This is a genomic window from Candidatus Methylomirabilota bacterium (assembly GCA_035709005.1).
GTDB lineage: Bacteria > Methylomirabilota > Methylomirabilia > Rokubacteriales > CSP1-6 > 40CM-4-69-5.
In genome coordinates, this window is the sequence record DASTFB010000055.1 from 82250 (window position 1) to 94862 (window position 12613).

The 12613-nt window shown below is 66.6% G+C and carries 14 protein-coding genes; 7 read left to right on the top strand and 7 right to left on the bottom strand.

All coding sequences use genetic code 11. The features are described 5' to 3' along the window. Window positions 1–5 precede the first annotated feature (5 nt). Window positions 6–185, bottom strand: a complete 180-nt coding sequence (locus tag VFR64_08595) for a hypothetical protein (protein HET9489796.1) — start codon at window positions 183–185, stop codon at window positions 6–8. A gap of 212 nt (window positions 186–397) precedes the next feature. On the opposite strand from VFR64_08595, the gene VFR64_08600 reads away from it, so the two are divergent. After that, window positions 398–2266, top strand: a complete 1869-nt coding sequence (locus VFR64_08600; GenBank protein HET9489797.1) for an ATP-binding protein — start codon at window positions 398–400, stop codon at window positions 2264–2266. Continuing rightward, the gene (locus VFR64_08605; protein HET9489798.1) at window positions 2263–2889 is read left to right on the top strand and encodes a response regulator; all 627 of its coding nucleotides are present in this window, start codon (window positions 2263–2265) and stop codon (window positions 2887–2889) included. Before VFR64_08600 ends, VFR64_08605 begins: the two co-directional genes overlap by 4 nt. A gap of 29 nt (window positions 2890–2918) precedes the next feature. On the opposite strand, the gene VFR64_08610 is transcribed toward VFR64_08605, so the two are convergent. The 3 genes from VFR64_08610 to VFR64_08620 are packed head-to-tail and all read right to left on the bottom strand — an operon-like array spanning window position 2919 to window position 6570. After that, window positions 2919–4610, bottom strand: a complete 1692-nt coding sequence (locus tag VFR64_08610) for a hybrid sensor histidine kinase/response regulator (protein ID HET9489799.1) — start codon at window positions 4608–4610, stop codon at window positions 2919–2921. Window positions 4611–4625: 15 nt separating this feature from the next. Next, window positions 4626–6149 carry an ATPase domain-containing protein gene (locus VFR64_08615; GenBank protein HET9489800.1) on the bottom strand — a complete coding sequence of 508 codons (1524 nt, stop codon included), beginning with the start codon at window positions 6147–6149 and terminating at the stop codon, window positions 4626–4628. 22 nt (window positions 6150–6171) lie between these two features. Beyond that, the gene (locus tag VFR64_08620) at window positions 6172–6570 is read right to left on the bottom strand and encodes a hypothetical protein (GenBank protein HET9489801.1); all 399 of its coding nucleotides are present in this window, start codon (window positions 6568–6570) and stop codon (window positions 6172–6174) included. Between the two features lie 179 nt (window positions 6571–6749). Here VFR64_08620 and VFR64_08625 point away from each other — a divergent pair, with 179 nt between their 5' ends. The 3 genes from VFR64_08625 to VFR64_08635 all read left to right on the top strand — a co-directional run bounded on the left by VFR64_08625 (window position 6750) and on the right by VFR64_08635 (window position 8130). Beyond that, window positions 6750–7124, top strand: a complete 375-nt coding sequence (locus VFR64_08625) for a response regulator (GenBank protein HET9489802.1) — start codon at window positions 6750–6752, stop codon at window positions 7122–7124. A 186-nt stretch (window positions 7125–7310) separates the two neighbouring features. Beyond that, entirely contained in the window at window positions 7311–7580 is a 270-nt protein-coding gene (locus VFR64_08630; GenBank protein ID HET9489803.1) for a lipopolysaccharide assembly protein LapA domain-containing protein, read from the top strand. Between the two features lie 121 nt (window positions 7581–7701). Continuing rightward, window positions 7702–8130 (top strand): TraR/DksA family transcriptional regulator, encoded by a 429-nt coding sequence (locus VFR64_08635; protein HET9489804.1) that lies wholly within the window; start codon window positions 7702–7704, stop codon window positions 8128–8130. On the opposite strand, the gene VFR64_08640 is transcribed toward VFR64_08635, so the two are convergent. From VFR64_08640 to VFR64_08650, 3 genes are all read right to left on the bottom strand, one after another. Beyond that, window positions 8103–9008, bottom strand: coding sequence for a TAXI family TRAP transporter solute-binding subunit (locus VFR64_08640; GenBank protein ID HET9489805.1), 906 nt, complete (start codon window positions 9006–9008; stop codon window positions 8103–8105). The genes VFR64_08635 and VFR64_08640 overlap by 28 nt on opposite strands. Window positions 9009–9093: 85 nt before the next feature. Beyond that, entirely contained in the window at window positions 9094–9756 is a 663-nt protein-coding gene (locus tag VFR64_08645) for a DUF6134 family protein (GenBank protein HET9489806.1), read from the bottom strand. A 62-nt stretch (window positions 9757–9818) separates the two neighbouring features. Further along, entirely contained in the window at window positions 9819–10148 is a 330-nt protein-coding gene (locus VFR64_08650; protein HET9489807.1) for a hypothetical protein, read from the bottom strand. A gap of 363 nt (window positions 10149–10511) precedes the next feature. On the opposite strand from VFR64_08650, the gene VFR64_08655 reads away from it, so the two are divergent. Together VFR64_08655 and VFR64_08660 are read left to right on the top strand one after the other, a co-directional pair. After that, window positions 10512–10712 (top strand): hypothetical protein, encoded by a 201-nt coding sequence (locus VFR64_08655; protein HET9489808.1) that lies wholly within the window; start codon window positions 10512–10514, stop codon window positions 10710–10712. A gap of 980 nt (window positions 10713–11692) precedes the next feature. Continuing rightward, entirely contained in the window at window positions 11693–12421 is a 729-nt protein-coding gene (locus VFR64_08660) for a dihydrofolate reductase family protein (GenBank protein HET9489809.1), read from the top strand. The last annotated feature ends 192 nt before the right edge of the window (window positions 12422–12613 follow it).

Genomic DNA, 12613 nt, shown 5'->3' on the forward strand with positions numbered 1-12613 from the left:
ACCGGTCAACGGCTCGGCTTCCACGTTTCCGCCGCGTACTCGCGCAGGGCCTGGAGGAGCACGCGGCCCAGCGTGGTCCCCTCACCGGCGGCGCGGGCGCGCGCGGCCCGCTGGAGGTCGCGAGGGATCCCGTGCACCAGGTAGATGCCGGTGAGAGCGATGCGGACGAGCACGGGACTCGGCATGGGACCGTCCTTCCTGGCGCGAACGAGACCGCGGTGGTGCCCGCGCCTGTCACCCCACAGACCACGCTAGCAGCCCCGAGGAGCCGCGCCTATTGGACTTTCGTCCATCGAGCGTGACGCCCATCGCGACGAGAGCGCGAGCGCTCTGGCCTGCCGGGGACGTCGCTGGCGAGGAGCGCCCGTCCCGGGTTTGCGGTATCGTTGAGGCCCTGATGGCGCCGGACTGGGCCCTGCCCGGGTGGCCTTTCGCGGCGGCGGTGGCGCTGGCCGTCGTCGAGGCGCTATTCATCGCCTGGCTCCTGCTTCGCTGGGCGGCCCGCCGGCGGGCGGGCCTCGTGCTGGAGAAGCGCCTGCAGTTCGAAGCGCTCCTCGCGAAGCTTTCGGCGGGGTTGATTCACATCCCGGCCAGCGAGATCAACACGGCGCTCGAGCAGGCGCTCCAGCAGGTCGTCACGTTCCTGGGCGCGGATCGCGGCAATCTCGACGAATACGTCGCCGGCGGACCGGGGGTCCGCATCGCGTGGGCGCTGCCGGGTCTCGAGGAACTGCCGAGGGTCATGGACGCTGACCAGTTTCCCTGGACGACCAAGGCACTGGGACGTGGAGACATCGTCCGATTCTCCAGGACGGAGGAGCTTCCGGAGGAGGCGGCGATCGATCGGGCCAGCTACGAGCGCGTCGGCACCCGCTCGCACGTCTCGATCCCTCTGCGCGCCGGTGGACGGATGCTCGGCGTGCTGTCCTTCGACGCCGTCCGCGCAGAAAGCGCCTGGTCGGACGAGCTGGTAGAACGGCTCCGCCTCCTGAGCGAGGCCTTCGCCAACGCCCTGGAGCGCAAGCGGATCGATCTCTCGCTCGCCGAGCGCCTGCGGTTCGAGAAGCTGCTGGCCTCCCTGGCGGCCACGTTCAGCACGCTGTCGGCCGCCGATTTCGATCGAGAGGTCCGGGGCGCCCTCCGCCGGGTCGTCGACTTCCTGGGGGTCGATGGCGGCAGCCTGATCGAGTTCTCCCGGGACGGCAGCACCGTCCGGTCATGGGCTATCGAGGAATGGATCGATGTCGCCGAGTTCCCGTGGATGACGGCCCGCCTGCAACGCGGAGAGGTTGTCACCGTTTCCCGGCCCGACGAGCTTCCCGACGAGGCGGCCGTGGACCGGCGGAGCTATCTGGCGCTCCGCGTCAAGCCCCAGATCGCCGTCCCCCTCGTCGCCGGCAAGACCGTCGTTGGCGGGCTGGTGCTCAGCACCGTCGGCGTCGACCGCGCGAGGCCGGGCGAGCTGATGCAGCACCTCGAGCTCCTCGGGGAAGTGTTTGCCAACGCGCTGTCGCGCAAGCAGGGGGAACTCGAGGCACAGCGCCTCCGGCAGGATCTGGCGCACATCGGCCGGGTCTCGGCCATGGGCGAGCTCACCGCGTCGCTGGCCCACGAGCTCAGTCAGCCGCTCACCGCGATCCTCAACAACGCGCAGGCGGCCCGGCACCTCCTCCCGGCCGACACCGTGAATTTCGGCAAGATCCGCCAGATCCTGGACGACATCGTCGCCGACGACAAGCGGGCCGGTGGCGTCATCCACCGGCTGCGCAGCCTGCTCAAGAAGGGCGACCTGGAGTTCGTGACGCTCGACCTCAACGAGATCGCGAGTGAAGTGGCCTGGCTGATGAGGAACGACGCCTTGAACCGTGACGTGACGATGGGCCTCGACCTCGCCGCCGATCTGCCGAGGGTGCGCGGCGACCGCGCCCAGCTCCAGCAGGTGGTGCTGAACCTGGTGCTCAACGGCCTCGAGGCCATGCGGGAGCCGCACACGGGTGATCGGACGCTCATCATCCGGACGGCCAGGGACGGCGCGGCAGCGGTCAGGCTCGCGGTCCAGGACTCGGGGATCGGGATCGACGAGGCGAACGTCGACCGCCTCTTCCAGCCGCTCCACACGACCAAGGCCGAAGGGCTGGGCATGGGTCTCGCCATCTCGCGCACCATCGTCGACGCGCACCGCGGCCGGCTGGGGGCGGCGAACAACGAACACGGCGGCGCGACCTTCTATTTCACGCTGCCGGTGGACACGGAGGACGTGCGATGAGAGGGGTCCCCCCGGTGGTCTTCATTGTCGACGACGACCCTTCCGTGCGAACGAGCCTGACGCGCTTGATCGAGGCCACAGGGTACGCGGTCGAGGCGTTTGCGTCGGCCCGGGAGTTCCTGGAGCGCGAACGGTATGCCGGTCCGTCCTGCCTCGTGCTGGACGTGCGGATGCCCGGCCTGAGCGGGCTCGACCTGCAGGAGATGCTGGCGGGCGCGGGGCGCCGGATGTCCATCGTCTTCGTCTCGGGCCATGGTGACATCTCGATGAGCGTCAGGGCCATGAAGGGCGGGGCTGTCGATTTCCTCACCAAGCCCTTCGACGAGAAGGAGCTCCTCACGGCGATCGACCGGGCCGTGGCGAAGGACGTTCATGATCTGGACGACGAGGCCCGCCTGGCCGAGGTCCAGAAGCGCGTGAACACGCTCACACCGCGCGAGGTCGAGGTGTTCGCCCTCGTCGTGACCGGCATGCTGAACAAGCAGATCGCGTCCCGGCTCGGCATCGTCGAGAAGACGGTCAAGGTGCACCGCGCCCGGGTCATGGAGAAGATGCGGGCGAGATCGGTCGCTGAGCTGGTTCGGCTGGCTGACCGACTGGGCGTGATCGTGCCGAAGTCCTGATCGACGCGAGCCTGTGTAAGGCCGGAGGCTTACGCGGTGCTGAGGCCGCGGGCCAGATCCGCGACGGCCCGCGCCAGCTCGACCGGTTCGACGGGCTTGGCGAGATAGGCCTGAAAGCCGGCCGCGAGGGCGAGTTTGGCGTCGTCGGGGCTCGCGTACGCGGTCAACGCGAGGGCCGGGATCTCTCCCCCTTGCTCGCGCGTGAGGCGCCGGATTTTTCGGATCAGGACGTAACCGCTCTCCTTGGGCATGCCGATGTCGCTGACCAGGACGTCCGCTTTCCGGCCTTCGAGGGCGGCGAGCGCCGCCCCCGCGGACGGGACGGCTGTCACCTGGGCCTCGCACTGCTCGAGCGCTCTGGTGAACAGGACGCGCGCATCGGCGTCGTCATCCACCACCAGGACCCGCAATCCTTTGAGCATCGGTGGATCATCCATGGCTTCGGAGCTTCCGCTGGTCGGGGGTACCGCCTCCCGAAACCGTGCCTCCGCGCCGGCCAGGGCCGGAAGACTGATGGTGAACGTCGCCCCCTGGCCCGCGCCGGGACTCTCGGCACAGACGGAGCCGTCGTGCAGTTCCACCAGGTGGCGCACGATGGCGAGGCCGAGACCGAGCCCGCCGTGCGATCTCGCCTCGGTGGTGTCGTCCTGGCGGAAACGGTCGAAGACATAGGGAAGGAAGTCCCGACGGATGCCAGGGCCAGTATCCTTGACGACGATCTGCACCTCGGGTCCATTCCGCTCGAGTCGTACCTCGACCCTGCCCCCTGCGGGCGTGAACTTGATCGCGTTGACAAGCAGGTTCGACACGATTTGCTGCATGCGGACCGGATCGCCGGAGATCATCTCCGCCGACGGATCGAGCACGAGATCGAGCGAAATGCCCTTCGTCTGAGCTCCCGGGCGGACGTTCGCGACAGCCGCCTCCAGAAGCGGTGCCACCGCGATCGGTTCGGCCCGAAGCCGGAGCGTCCCTGAGATGATTCGGGACATGTCGAGGAGATCCTCGATGAGCCGCGTCTGCAATTTCGCGTTGCGGTCGATCGCCTCGAGCGCCTGATCCGCTGCGCCCTCGTCGAGCTTCCCCGTGCGCAGGATCCGGGCGTAGCCCAGGATCGTGGCTAGCGGCGTCCGGAGCTCGTGGGAGAGCACGGCCAGGAACTTATCCTTGGCCTCGGACGCCTGCGCGAGCCTCATCGAGGTCTCTTCGAGCTGCCGGGAGCGGTAGTGCTCGGTCAGGAGCGTGTCACCGAGGATTCCCAGCAGCTCGCCGTGCAGCGGCAGCCGGGAGCGCGGCACCGGCAGCTCCTTGCGCATCACCGCCCACACGTCGTCGAAGGCGAGCCGGCAATCGCGGGCCAGGCGCGTGATTTCGCGGGGTCCCGGATGCATGGTCAGCCCGTACCCCGCGACCGCCGCGCCCACGATCTCGCCGGCGAGCCTGAGGGCGGTGCCGACGACCGTGAGCCCGTGCCACTCCTCGATGACGACCGGTGAGCCAGCGTGGGATCGGTCCAGGCAGGCTCGCGCGCACTTCGAAAAGATCCCGGGCGCAAGCCTCCCCGCCAAGAGGTCGAACAGCGGTGTGCGATGCGCAGGTCCCGCGATCAGACATCCATCGGCGCCGTAGACCTGGACAGTCAGATGCATGACGGCACCGTACTTTTCGAGAGCCTCTCGCCCCCGGTCGAGCTCGAACACGCTCACGTCGAGCGTCGTCATCGCCGCGACCGATGCCTACCCCTGGCTCGGAGCGGCGTGGCGCTCCGGCGATCGCGCGACGAGGCTGTAGTACTCCCAGAAGGGGAGCCGGCGCGTGGCCCCGGCCGGGATCTCTCGCGGGAGCACTCGCATCCCGGCGCCGTTCACGATCTCGCACTCGTGCGTCGTTCGGTCGAAGGCGTTCGCGCGCATCTTGGCGATCGTCAGCGCTTGCCGGAACGTGTCGGCCAGCTCGACCCAGTTGAGGAGGATCACGTTGTCCACCAGCGAGCTCACGCCGTAGGGCCCCATCACCGACGACATCCCGAGCAACTCCGGATTCTCGTGGTTGTAGAGCGTCGTGACCTGATGTTCCTTCATGAGCGCGACGACCGCGTGGAAGAAGTCGCGAAAGCTCCGGCCTGTCGAGCCGAGGCTCGAACCATAGGTCGACAGGCTGTCGATGACGGCGCGCCGGGGCCGAACTTCCTTCACGAGGTTCTCGAGCTGCACGAAATGCCGGTCGATCTCGATCTCTTGCGGCCGGTCGTACACGAGTCGCACCAGGCCCTTCTCGATCGGCGGCTTGAGATCGATCCCGATGCTGGCGGCATTCCGCAGCACCTGGGCCGGCGGCTCATCGAGCGTGAGCATGAGGCTCCGCTCGTTCCGCCGGGCGCCCTCGGCCACGTACTGAAGCGCCATGACGCTCTTGCCGGAGCCGGTGATCCCCACGACGAGCGTGGTGCTGCCGAGGAACAACCCTCCGCTCATCAGCTCATCGAGCCCGGGAACGCCCGTGGAGATGCGCGTCGAAGGGTCGAACGCCGCCGCCTCTTCTCGAGTCAGATCGCGGGGCGCCTGCACCCGACGGTAGACCTCGATCCCCTTGCCGTCGATGATCGCGACCGAGTGGCGGCCCATCCGGTAATCCTGGCCGCGGGCCTTCACGATCTCCAGCGACCGGTGCACCGCGCGCTCCCTCGGCTCGAGCCTGAGTCGGATGATCGTGTCGGCGATGAACTCCTCCGGCACGATGGCCCCCAGCTGGGCTTCGTCGCTGGCCGCCACTTCCACGCCCAGCATCGCGGTGAGCCGTTCGCGCTGCAGCCCCTCGGCGAGGAGATTGAACATTTCCGGCACGTTGTGGCCGTCGTCGCCGCCCGTGATCCGGCGGACGAGGCCGTCGACGAAGATCCGTTGCGCCCCGATCCCGGCGGCCTCGTCGAGGAGGAGGCTGTCGGCCTGCTGGATCTCCTGCTGGAACACCTGACGTGTCGTGAAGACGATCTTGAGCCGCCTCTGTCGCTCGAGCTCGGCCAGGTCCCAGCCGAAGAGCGCCGCATCGCGGATGAGCTTGTCGGGGGAGATCTCGAAGAGGACGATGAGCCCGGGCTCGTTGAATTCGGTCGCGCCCCGATAGATGAATTCCATCCCCAGGGTCGTCTTTCCCGTCCCGGTTGCTCCCTCGACCAGGATGATGCTGCCACGTAGAACGCCGCCGGAAAGGATCTCGTCCAGCCCGTCGATGCCGATCTTGACCAGGTCGCGTGCCGGCATGGTCAATGCCTCCTGTCCATCGTCACGGCCGTGCGCCAACCGAGTGGGTGTTGCCCGGGTCGCCCTTCGCAGGCTCCGCGTGCGACCGCCGTTGCCTGAGCACCGCGCGCAGCGCCCTCCGTCCGTCCGCTGTGGCGCACGTCTGCCGCAGGGATTCCAGCGATTCCCCGGAGCGGTGGATTTCGAGGACGTACATGCGCCCGGGAGCCCCCTGGTTGAGAAACCGCCTCAGGAGGCCGGCGCCGACCAGCACGTCGAGCGATCGCGCGACCTGCGGGAGGTCATAGCCGACGTAGGCGGCGAGTTGCTCGCTGCTCAGGACGACGCTTGGGTGCCGTGTGAAGAAGAGGAGCAGGTCGAGATCGCAGGCGTCACGCAGACCGATCGCGTCCAGTACGTTGTCTCCCACGGTCTCCGGCATAGGCGGAATGCGCTCGCTGTCCTGGCTCTCTGCCTCTCTGGTCGCTGCCTGTTGGGAGGTCCGACGAACGTCAACCGGACCTCAGCCACCGGATGATATCGCCACAGGGCCAGGGGCGCAACGTCGTTCCTGGGTGGCATGCGACTTGCGTTCCTTCGTGGGCCGTGTTCCGAGATGGCATGAAAGGCGTACATATCCTGGTCATCGAAGATGCGGCCGATATGCTGGACGTGCTCACGACATTGCTCCGGTGTGAGGGCGCCGAGGTCGTGGGAGCCGCGAACGGACGTGACGCGTTGGCCTTGTATCACGGGCACCGCTTCGACGTGGTCGTGACGGATCTCGGCCTGCCCGACATATCGGGCGACGTGCTGATCCGCATCTTGATCGCCGCCGCGCGACACCCCCTCAAAGTCGTCGTCATCACGGGTGAAGGTGAGCCCTCCGTGACCCGCGCGGTTGAAGCCGGCGCGAGCGCTATCTTCATCAAACCGTGTGACTGGGGGCACGTGCTCAGGTACCTGAACGGGCTCGGCGTGGTCGCCGCTGCCTGAGGTCCCGGCGGCCCTACAAGGCAAAGGTCACGGCCTGTACCGATCCTGTGTAACTTTCACACGGGCATCGCTCCGCGGGGTACTGGACCAAGGTCCAATAGCGGGCCTGAATGCAGGGATTCAATCGCCCGTGTGCACTTTATTGCCCGTGCTGACGACTTTCGTCATCCACCGGTCGGGCAATCGATGCTCTCCCTGATTGTCTCGAGCGTCCTCCTTCTGGCCGTTGTCCTCTTCGCCCTGCAGAATGCCCAAGCGGTCACGGTGCGGTTCCTCTTCTGGCAGCTCCAGTCCTCGGTGGCCCTCGTCGCCCTCGCCGCCACGGCAGCCGGCGTGCTGATCGCGGAACTGTTCGGGCTGGCGAGCCGCCTGCTGCGCTGGAAGCGCGGCCGGCCCGTGGCGGGTCCGGCGACGCCCCCCGCTGAGCCAGGCTCCTCCGCACGCCGGCGGGACTGAGTCCGGTCGACGCAATCCGTCGGGCAGAGGAAGAAGGGGCCCAAGGTCCAATAGTCATACCGGCTGACGTCCACTAGATTCAGGGCGAAACGCCGGAGATTTCCTCCGCGGGAGGTTTCCCGTGTATGACGTCAGAACGCGGCTCGATCAGGATCTGAAGGCGGCTGTCTCACGACTTCGCCAACTGCGTGGCGCGGCGGCGGTTGAGGAGCGGCCGGGGACGATCGGGGGCACTTGTCCCTTCGCCGACGAGGTCGACGGGATCCAGGCCAGCGAAAGCCGGGAGATCGGTTTCGCCACGCGCGAGCTGGTGCGGGAGCGCGTGAACCGTCTGTCGGCGGCGCTCGATCGGATGAACGACGGTGCGTATGGCGCCTGCGTGGAGTGCAATGAGCCGATTTCCCTGGCGCGACTGGACGCCATGCCGGAGGTGCAGACCTGCCTCCGGTGCCAGGACCGGCTCGAGCGACTCGGCCAGGCGCGCCCGATGATCCATGGTAACGGTGTTCGCCAGCAGCGAGCTCACGGCAGCCACCCGCGCTGGCGATAATAGCGCATCGCCCCCGCGTGGACGGGAGCGCGCCCGTTAGCATGGACCATGTCTTCGACCGACAGCGTTTCGAAAGCAGGATGCAGGTGCCGGAACGCGTCGAAGTTATCGAAGACGGCTCGGGTCATCTCGTAGGCCATGGTGTCCGATACACGTGGGCTGGCGAGCACCATCGCGCGGACGCCGAACGTCCGCACATCGGCCGGATGGTCCGCATACGTCCCGCCGGGGATCACCTCGCGCTCGTATTCTCGATACTCGGATAACATTCGGTCGATAGCCGGACCGCTCACGTCGACCAGCATGCCGTGGCATGTGCGAGTCACGTCTTGAATCAGTCCATTGGGATGGCCGACCGCATAGACGATCACGTCGAGCTCCTTCGCGCAAAAGGCGCGGTTCTGCTCAGCGGCCGGGAGCTCACGCACGTCTACGAAATCGCTTGGCGCCAGGCCGAGGACGGCCATCACGCGGTCCATATTGGCTCGTTGCCGCGATCCGGGATTCCCGATGTTGATCCGTGTACCGCGGAGCTGTGTCACCGTGCGGATGCCCAATTCCTTTTGGGCCACGACCGTCAGCATCTCGTCAGGACCGGCGAACAGGACGCGCAGTTCGGTCGTGGGCCCCCGCGAGGTGAACGGCCCTTGGCCCGTCACAGCGTCGGCCAGCACGTCCGACGGGACAATGCCGATGTCGAGCCGGCCGCGACGAAGCGATACGATAGTCGCGACGGGTCCTGACGACGGCTCTTCCGAGCATCGCAGGCCGTGGCGCGGTGTCTCGAGATTGAGCAACCGGCAAATCGAGGCACCGAGCGGGTAGTAGATCCCGGTTGGACTGGCGGTACCAATCACCACGTCAGGCCGATTGGCCACTGGCGCGCATGCCAGCCCGATGACAGCCAAAGCGGCGGAGCCGCAGAGGACGGCGATCGCCCGCGGCCACGGTGTTGAGCTCCTCCTATGTTGCCAGCGCATACTCGACGCGCTCCCCCTTCAGCTCGAGCAGGCCTTTCACCCAGCGCCCGTCGCTGTCGTGAAACACGCTGCCGGCATAGTAGGGCGTAATCATGTGATGGCGGCTGGCGCGAACAGGGCCCTGGGGGGTGTTGACCTGCTCATCGCCGAGCTGCTTCGTGACCAGCCCGATCTCTCCACCATGCTGGACATCGATCAACCTGTTCTCACGCACGATTCGGCTATCCCAGAGGGCGTTCGAGGTGAGGAGATACGGGGAGGCGAGGAAAGGTCCGTCGTGGCCGATGATCCGAAAGCCGTCCACGACAGCACTACCGGAGACCTGGAGTATTGTTCCGTTGTCGTCCGTTGTGCTCTTGACCGAGACCAAACGCTCCGACTGCCAGACTTCTTCGGCGTCGTGTTTGAATCGGAAGACGGTGAAGAACAGGACTGTGACCGCGATGTCCACATGCGTCTCGACTGTCAGGCGAGGGCCGTCTGGCCGGAAGGTCACCCGGTGCTCGCCGATCGGAGACCCGTGGCGCAAGACGTGAAAGCGTAGATCACGAGGGGCCGCAGCGTAGGCGCGGACCGAGAAAAGCGATTCAACCAGTGGAATCGCCGCTGCAGCTGTAGCCAGCTCCAGTAATTGTCGACGGGTCACTCTTTCAGGACTGTGCGAATCGCCACTCCTTCGCTACGGCCTAGTTGCATCGACGGGTACGGTCACTTCGAGAAGAGATTCGCGAAGAACCCCTTGACCGTGTGTCCGAATCCGACGGCGCCGTCGCGGACGTTGCCCCACGCGGTCTTTGCCGGCGTCTCCGCGGCCTGCCCCGCCTCCTTCAGCTTTTCACCAGTGTACTTCGCGCCTTCGGAAGCCGTCTTGCCGATGCCTTTGGCCGTCTCTACGACGCCTTCCCCGACTTTGCCGGAGCCGCTTTCGACTTGATCCGTCGCGGCCCGCACCTTCGCGTCATCGGCAGCTTGGGCGAATGCGGATGCGAGCAGCGAGAGCGGGAACACGAACATAAGGGCCAGCCCGAGTCGTTTCATGGGCGTTCCTCTTTCTGACAGATTCGAGCATGCTTGATCACGTTCTGAATCTAGTCGATGCCATCCAGTCCGCCTATTGGACCTTAGGGTAGACGCAAGGTCAGCGCACCGCCTTCGCCTTGATTCGTCCCGGCCTGCACCTTCGAGTCATCGGAAGCGAGGGCAATGCGGAAGCGAGGGCAATGCGGATGTTCGATGTCATCCAACCAGCCTAGTGGACCTTGGTCTACGCTGGTTCGATGGCCTCACCTTCGAGCGTCACGTTGCTGATGGGAGGTTCTTATTCTAGCGCGCGCTGCGCTTGGCACGTTGGACGAAGGTCCAATGGGCGCGGTGGATGATGTCTGCTAGATTCAGGGGGTGATGAAGCGGCGGCGAGTTCTCGCGATGACTGCGCTGGGAGTTCTCATGACGGTCGGCTCGGTCGCGTGCGACAAAGGGCCGATGCAGCGAACCGGAGAGAGAATCGACCGCGCCACGGATCAGGGCAAGGTGATCGGCAGGGGTCCCGCCGAGAAGGCGGGCAAGAACATCGACGAGACGGTGAAGGAACTCGCGAAGTAAGGCGCATGGCGATCAGCAAGAAAGCGTCACTCCGTACGACGTCTCCGCAGCGAGAGGCCGCCGGCAAGCAGGCCGCAGGTCGCAGCGCCCAGCGCCAGAAGGCGGCGAGCGCGGCAGCGAGTGAGACGCAGAGCGTACGGCAGTTTGCCAAGACGCGCATGGCGGCTATCCGAGCCCACACCCAGGCGCGAGGGCAGCGGCAGCAAGCCAAGCGCGACGCTCGCTGACAACGAAGTTAGCGCTCGCCCGCCCATTGGGCCTAGGCCCAATTAGACATCCCTCCGTGAGACCGCTATGGTGGTTGCCGGACAACAGGCGGAGGCCCCGCAATGAGTGACTGGGTGGCCCCACGCGGCTGGGTGGGGGCGCACTTGGCACGCTGCCCCGCGCCGCAATCCACGCGACGCTCCGGGCCGTGCACCGCTTTTTCGCACGATGCTCTCGAAACGGCCCGGGCCCGCGCGTGATTGCCGTGGCGACGTCGGCCGTGCGGGACGCCCGCAGACCTCCTGGGCGACACGAGGGGCGGCCGTGGCCTCGGCGGACTGGATGCCCGCAACCCCGACCGTCGCGTCGAGATCGCGTTCCCACGCTGGATCCCAGCCTCCAGGCCCAGATCGGCGGGCTACTCGACATCCAACTCGCCGATACCGTGAAGGCGCGGCGCATCCTTTCTGACGGAAGCTTGGCGCGCATACGGGCGGTCGGCGAAGGCTCCGCTCGCAGGACCGCCTCTAGGCGGCGGCGGATACCGGCAGGCCAGTGAGCCCCTTCCTGGAGGACGCGCCGATTCGCCGGGCTGTGCAGCCTGGCGGTGCATGGTCGGGACTGTAGTGACACGAAACGATCGGGCTCGGATCTCTTGGCATCGTAATGCCGAGGAGCGCTATCCCTACGGTCCCATGTCCCCGGATCCCGATCGCTTCGCGCCTGTCGGGTTCCCTCCACCTTGGCCTAGCCGCCCTTGGATCTACTCGAACGTGATCGCGTCGAAGAACGGGATCGTGGCCTGGAAACGGGAGGGTGGGCACGACGATCCGGTCCGCGTCATTGCCGGCGGCGACTTCGGGCGCCCGGGCCGCCTCGCGGATCTTCATCTCATGCATTATCTCCGCGCCTGCGCTGATGCCGTTTCGGTGGGCGCTCAAACACTCCGTGACCACCCCGACCTCATGGAGACTCCCACCGAACTGGGTGGTCTTAGCGAGGTGTTGTATCGATTCAGAGCGAGCCATGGACTGCACCGCTTCCCCCTCCAGGTCGTGTACTCCGAGCACGGCCGGCTCGAGCTCGACGCCCCCGTCTTCAACACCCCGACGCTCGCAGTGATCGTCATCACCACAGAGGCGGGGGCACGCGTCCTCCGCTCGCAGGGGAGCGACGACAGGGGCATCACGATCGTCGTCGCGGGGAACGAGAGCATCGATTCAGTCGGGCTCGTTCGATCGCACGAGCGTCTTTTTGACGAATTCGGCGTGCATTACGTGGACTGCGAAGGCGGAGCCGTGGTTCTCGACGCTCTTCACCGGGCCGGCATCCTGGACGAGGTCTTCGTCACCGTCACGGACGTCCATGTTGAGGCCTCCGAGCATGAGGGAGTCAAGCGCATGTTCGCGTTCGGGGCCGGGTCCGCCTGTCTGATCGCGGAGGGCCGAACGGCCTTGGATTCCGGGTACGTCTTCCGGCGTTGGCGGTTCAACGAGCGCTGAGGGTTCCCCAGGGAGACGGTCATGACCGTCGACGCACGGGCCTCCGTTCCTCGGGATCGATACCCACGCCCTCTCAGAGTCCGCGTTCGCGAGTGCCCTTGAGGTGCTCGCGGCCAACCGGGTCGACGTGATGATCGACGACCGAGAGGGGTCCACGCCGACTGAGGCCCCACTCTCCGTTTCCGGCGCGGA

Coding starts and splice junctions, on each gene's coding strand:
- VFR64_08595 (HET9489796.1), bottom strand. CDS start 185: ATGCCGAGTCCCGTGCTCGTCCGCATCGCTCTCACCGGCATCTACCTG.
- VFR64_08600 (HET9489797.1), top strand. CDS start 398: ATGGCGCCGGACTGGGCCCTGCCCGGGTGGCCTTTCGCGGCGGCGGTG.
- VFR64_08605 (HET9489798.1), top strand. CDS start 2,263: ATGAGAGGGGTCCCCCCGGTGGTCTTCATTGTCGACGACGACCCTTCC.
- VFR64_08610 (HET9489799.1), bottom strand. CDS start 4,610: ATGACGACGCTCGACGTGAGCGTGTTCGAGCTCGACCGGGGGCGAGAG.
- VFR64_08615 (HET9489800.1), bottom strand. CDS start 6,149: ATGCCGGCACGCGACCTGGTCAAGATCGGCATCGACGGGCTGGACGAG.
- VFR64_08620 (HET9489801.1), bottom strand. CDS start 6,570: ATGCCGGAGACCGTGGGAGACAACGTACTGGACGCGATCGGTCTGCGT.
- VFR64_08625 (HET9489802.1), top strand. CDS start 6,750: ATGAAAGGCGTACATATCCTGGTCATCGAAGATGCGGCCGATATGCTG.
- VFR64_08630 (HET9489803.1), top strand. CDS start 7,311: ATGCTCTCCCTGATTGTCTCGAGCGTCCTCCTTCTGGCCGTTGTCCTC.
- VFR64_08650 (HET9489807.1), bottom strand. CDS start 10,148: ATGAAACGACTCGGGCTGGCCCTTATGTTCGTGTTCCCGCTCTCGCTG.
- VFR64_08655 (HET9489808.1), top strand. CDS start 10,512: ATGAAGCGGCGGCGAGTTCTCGCGATGACTGCGCTGGGAGTTCTCATG.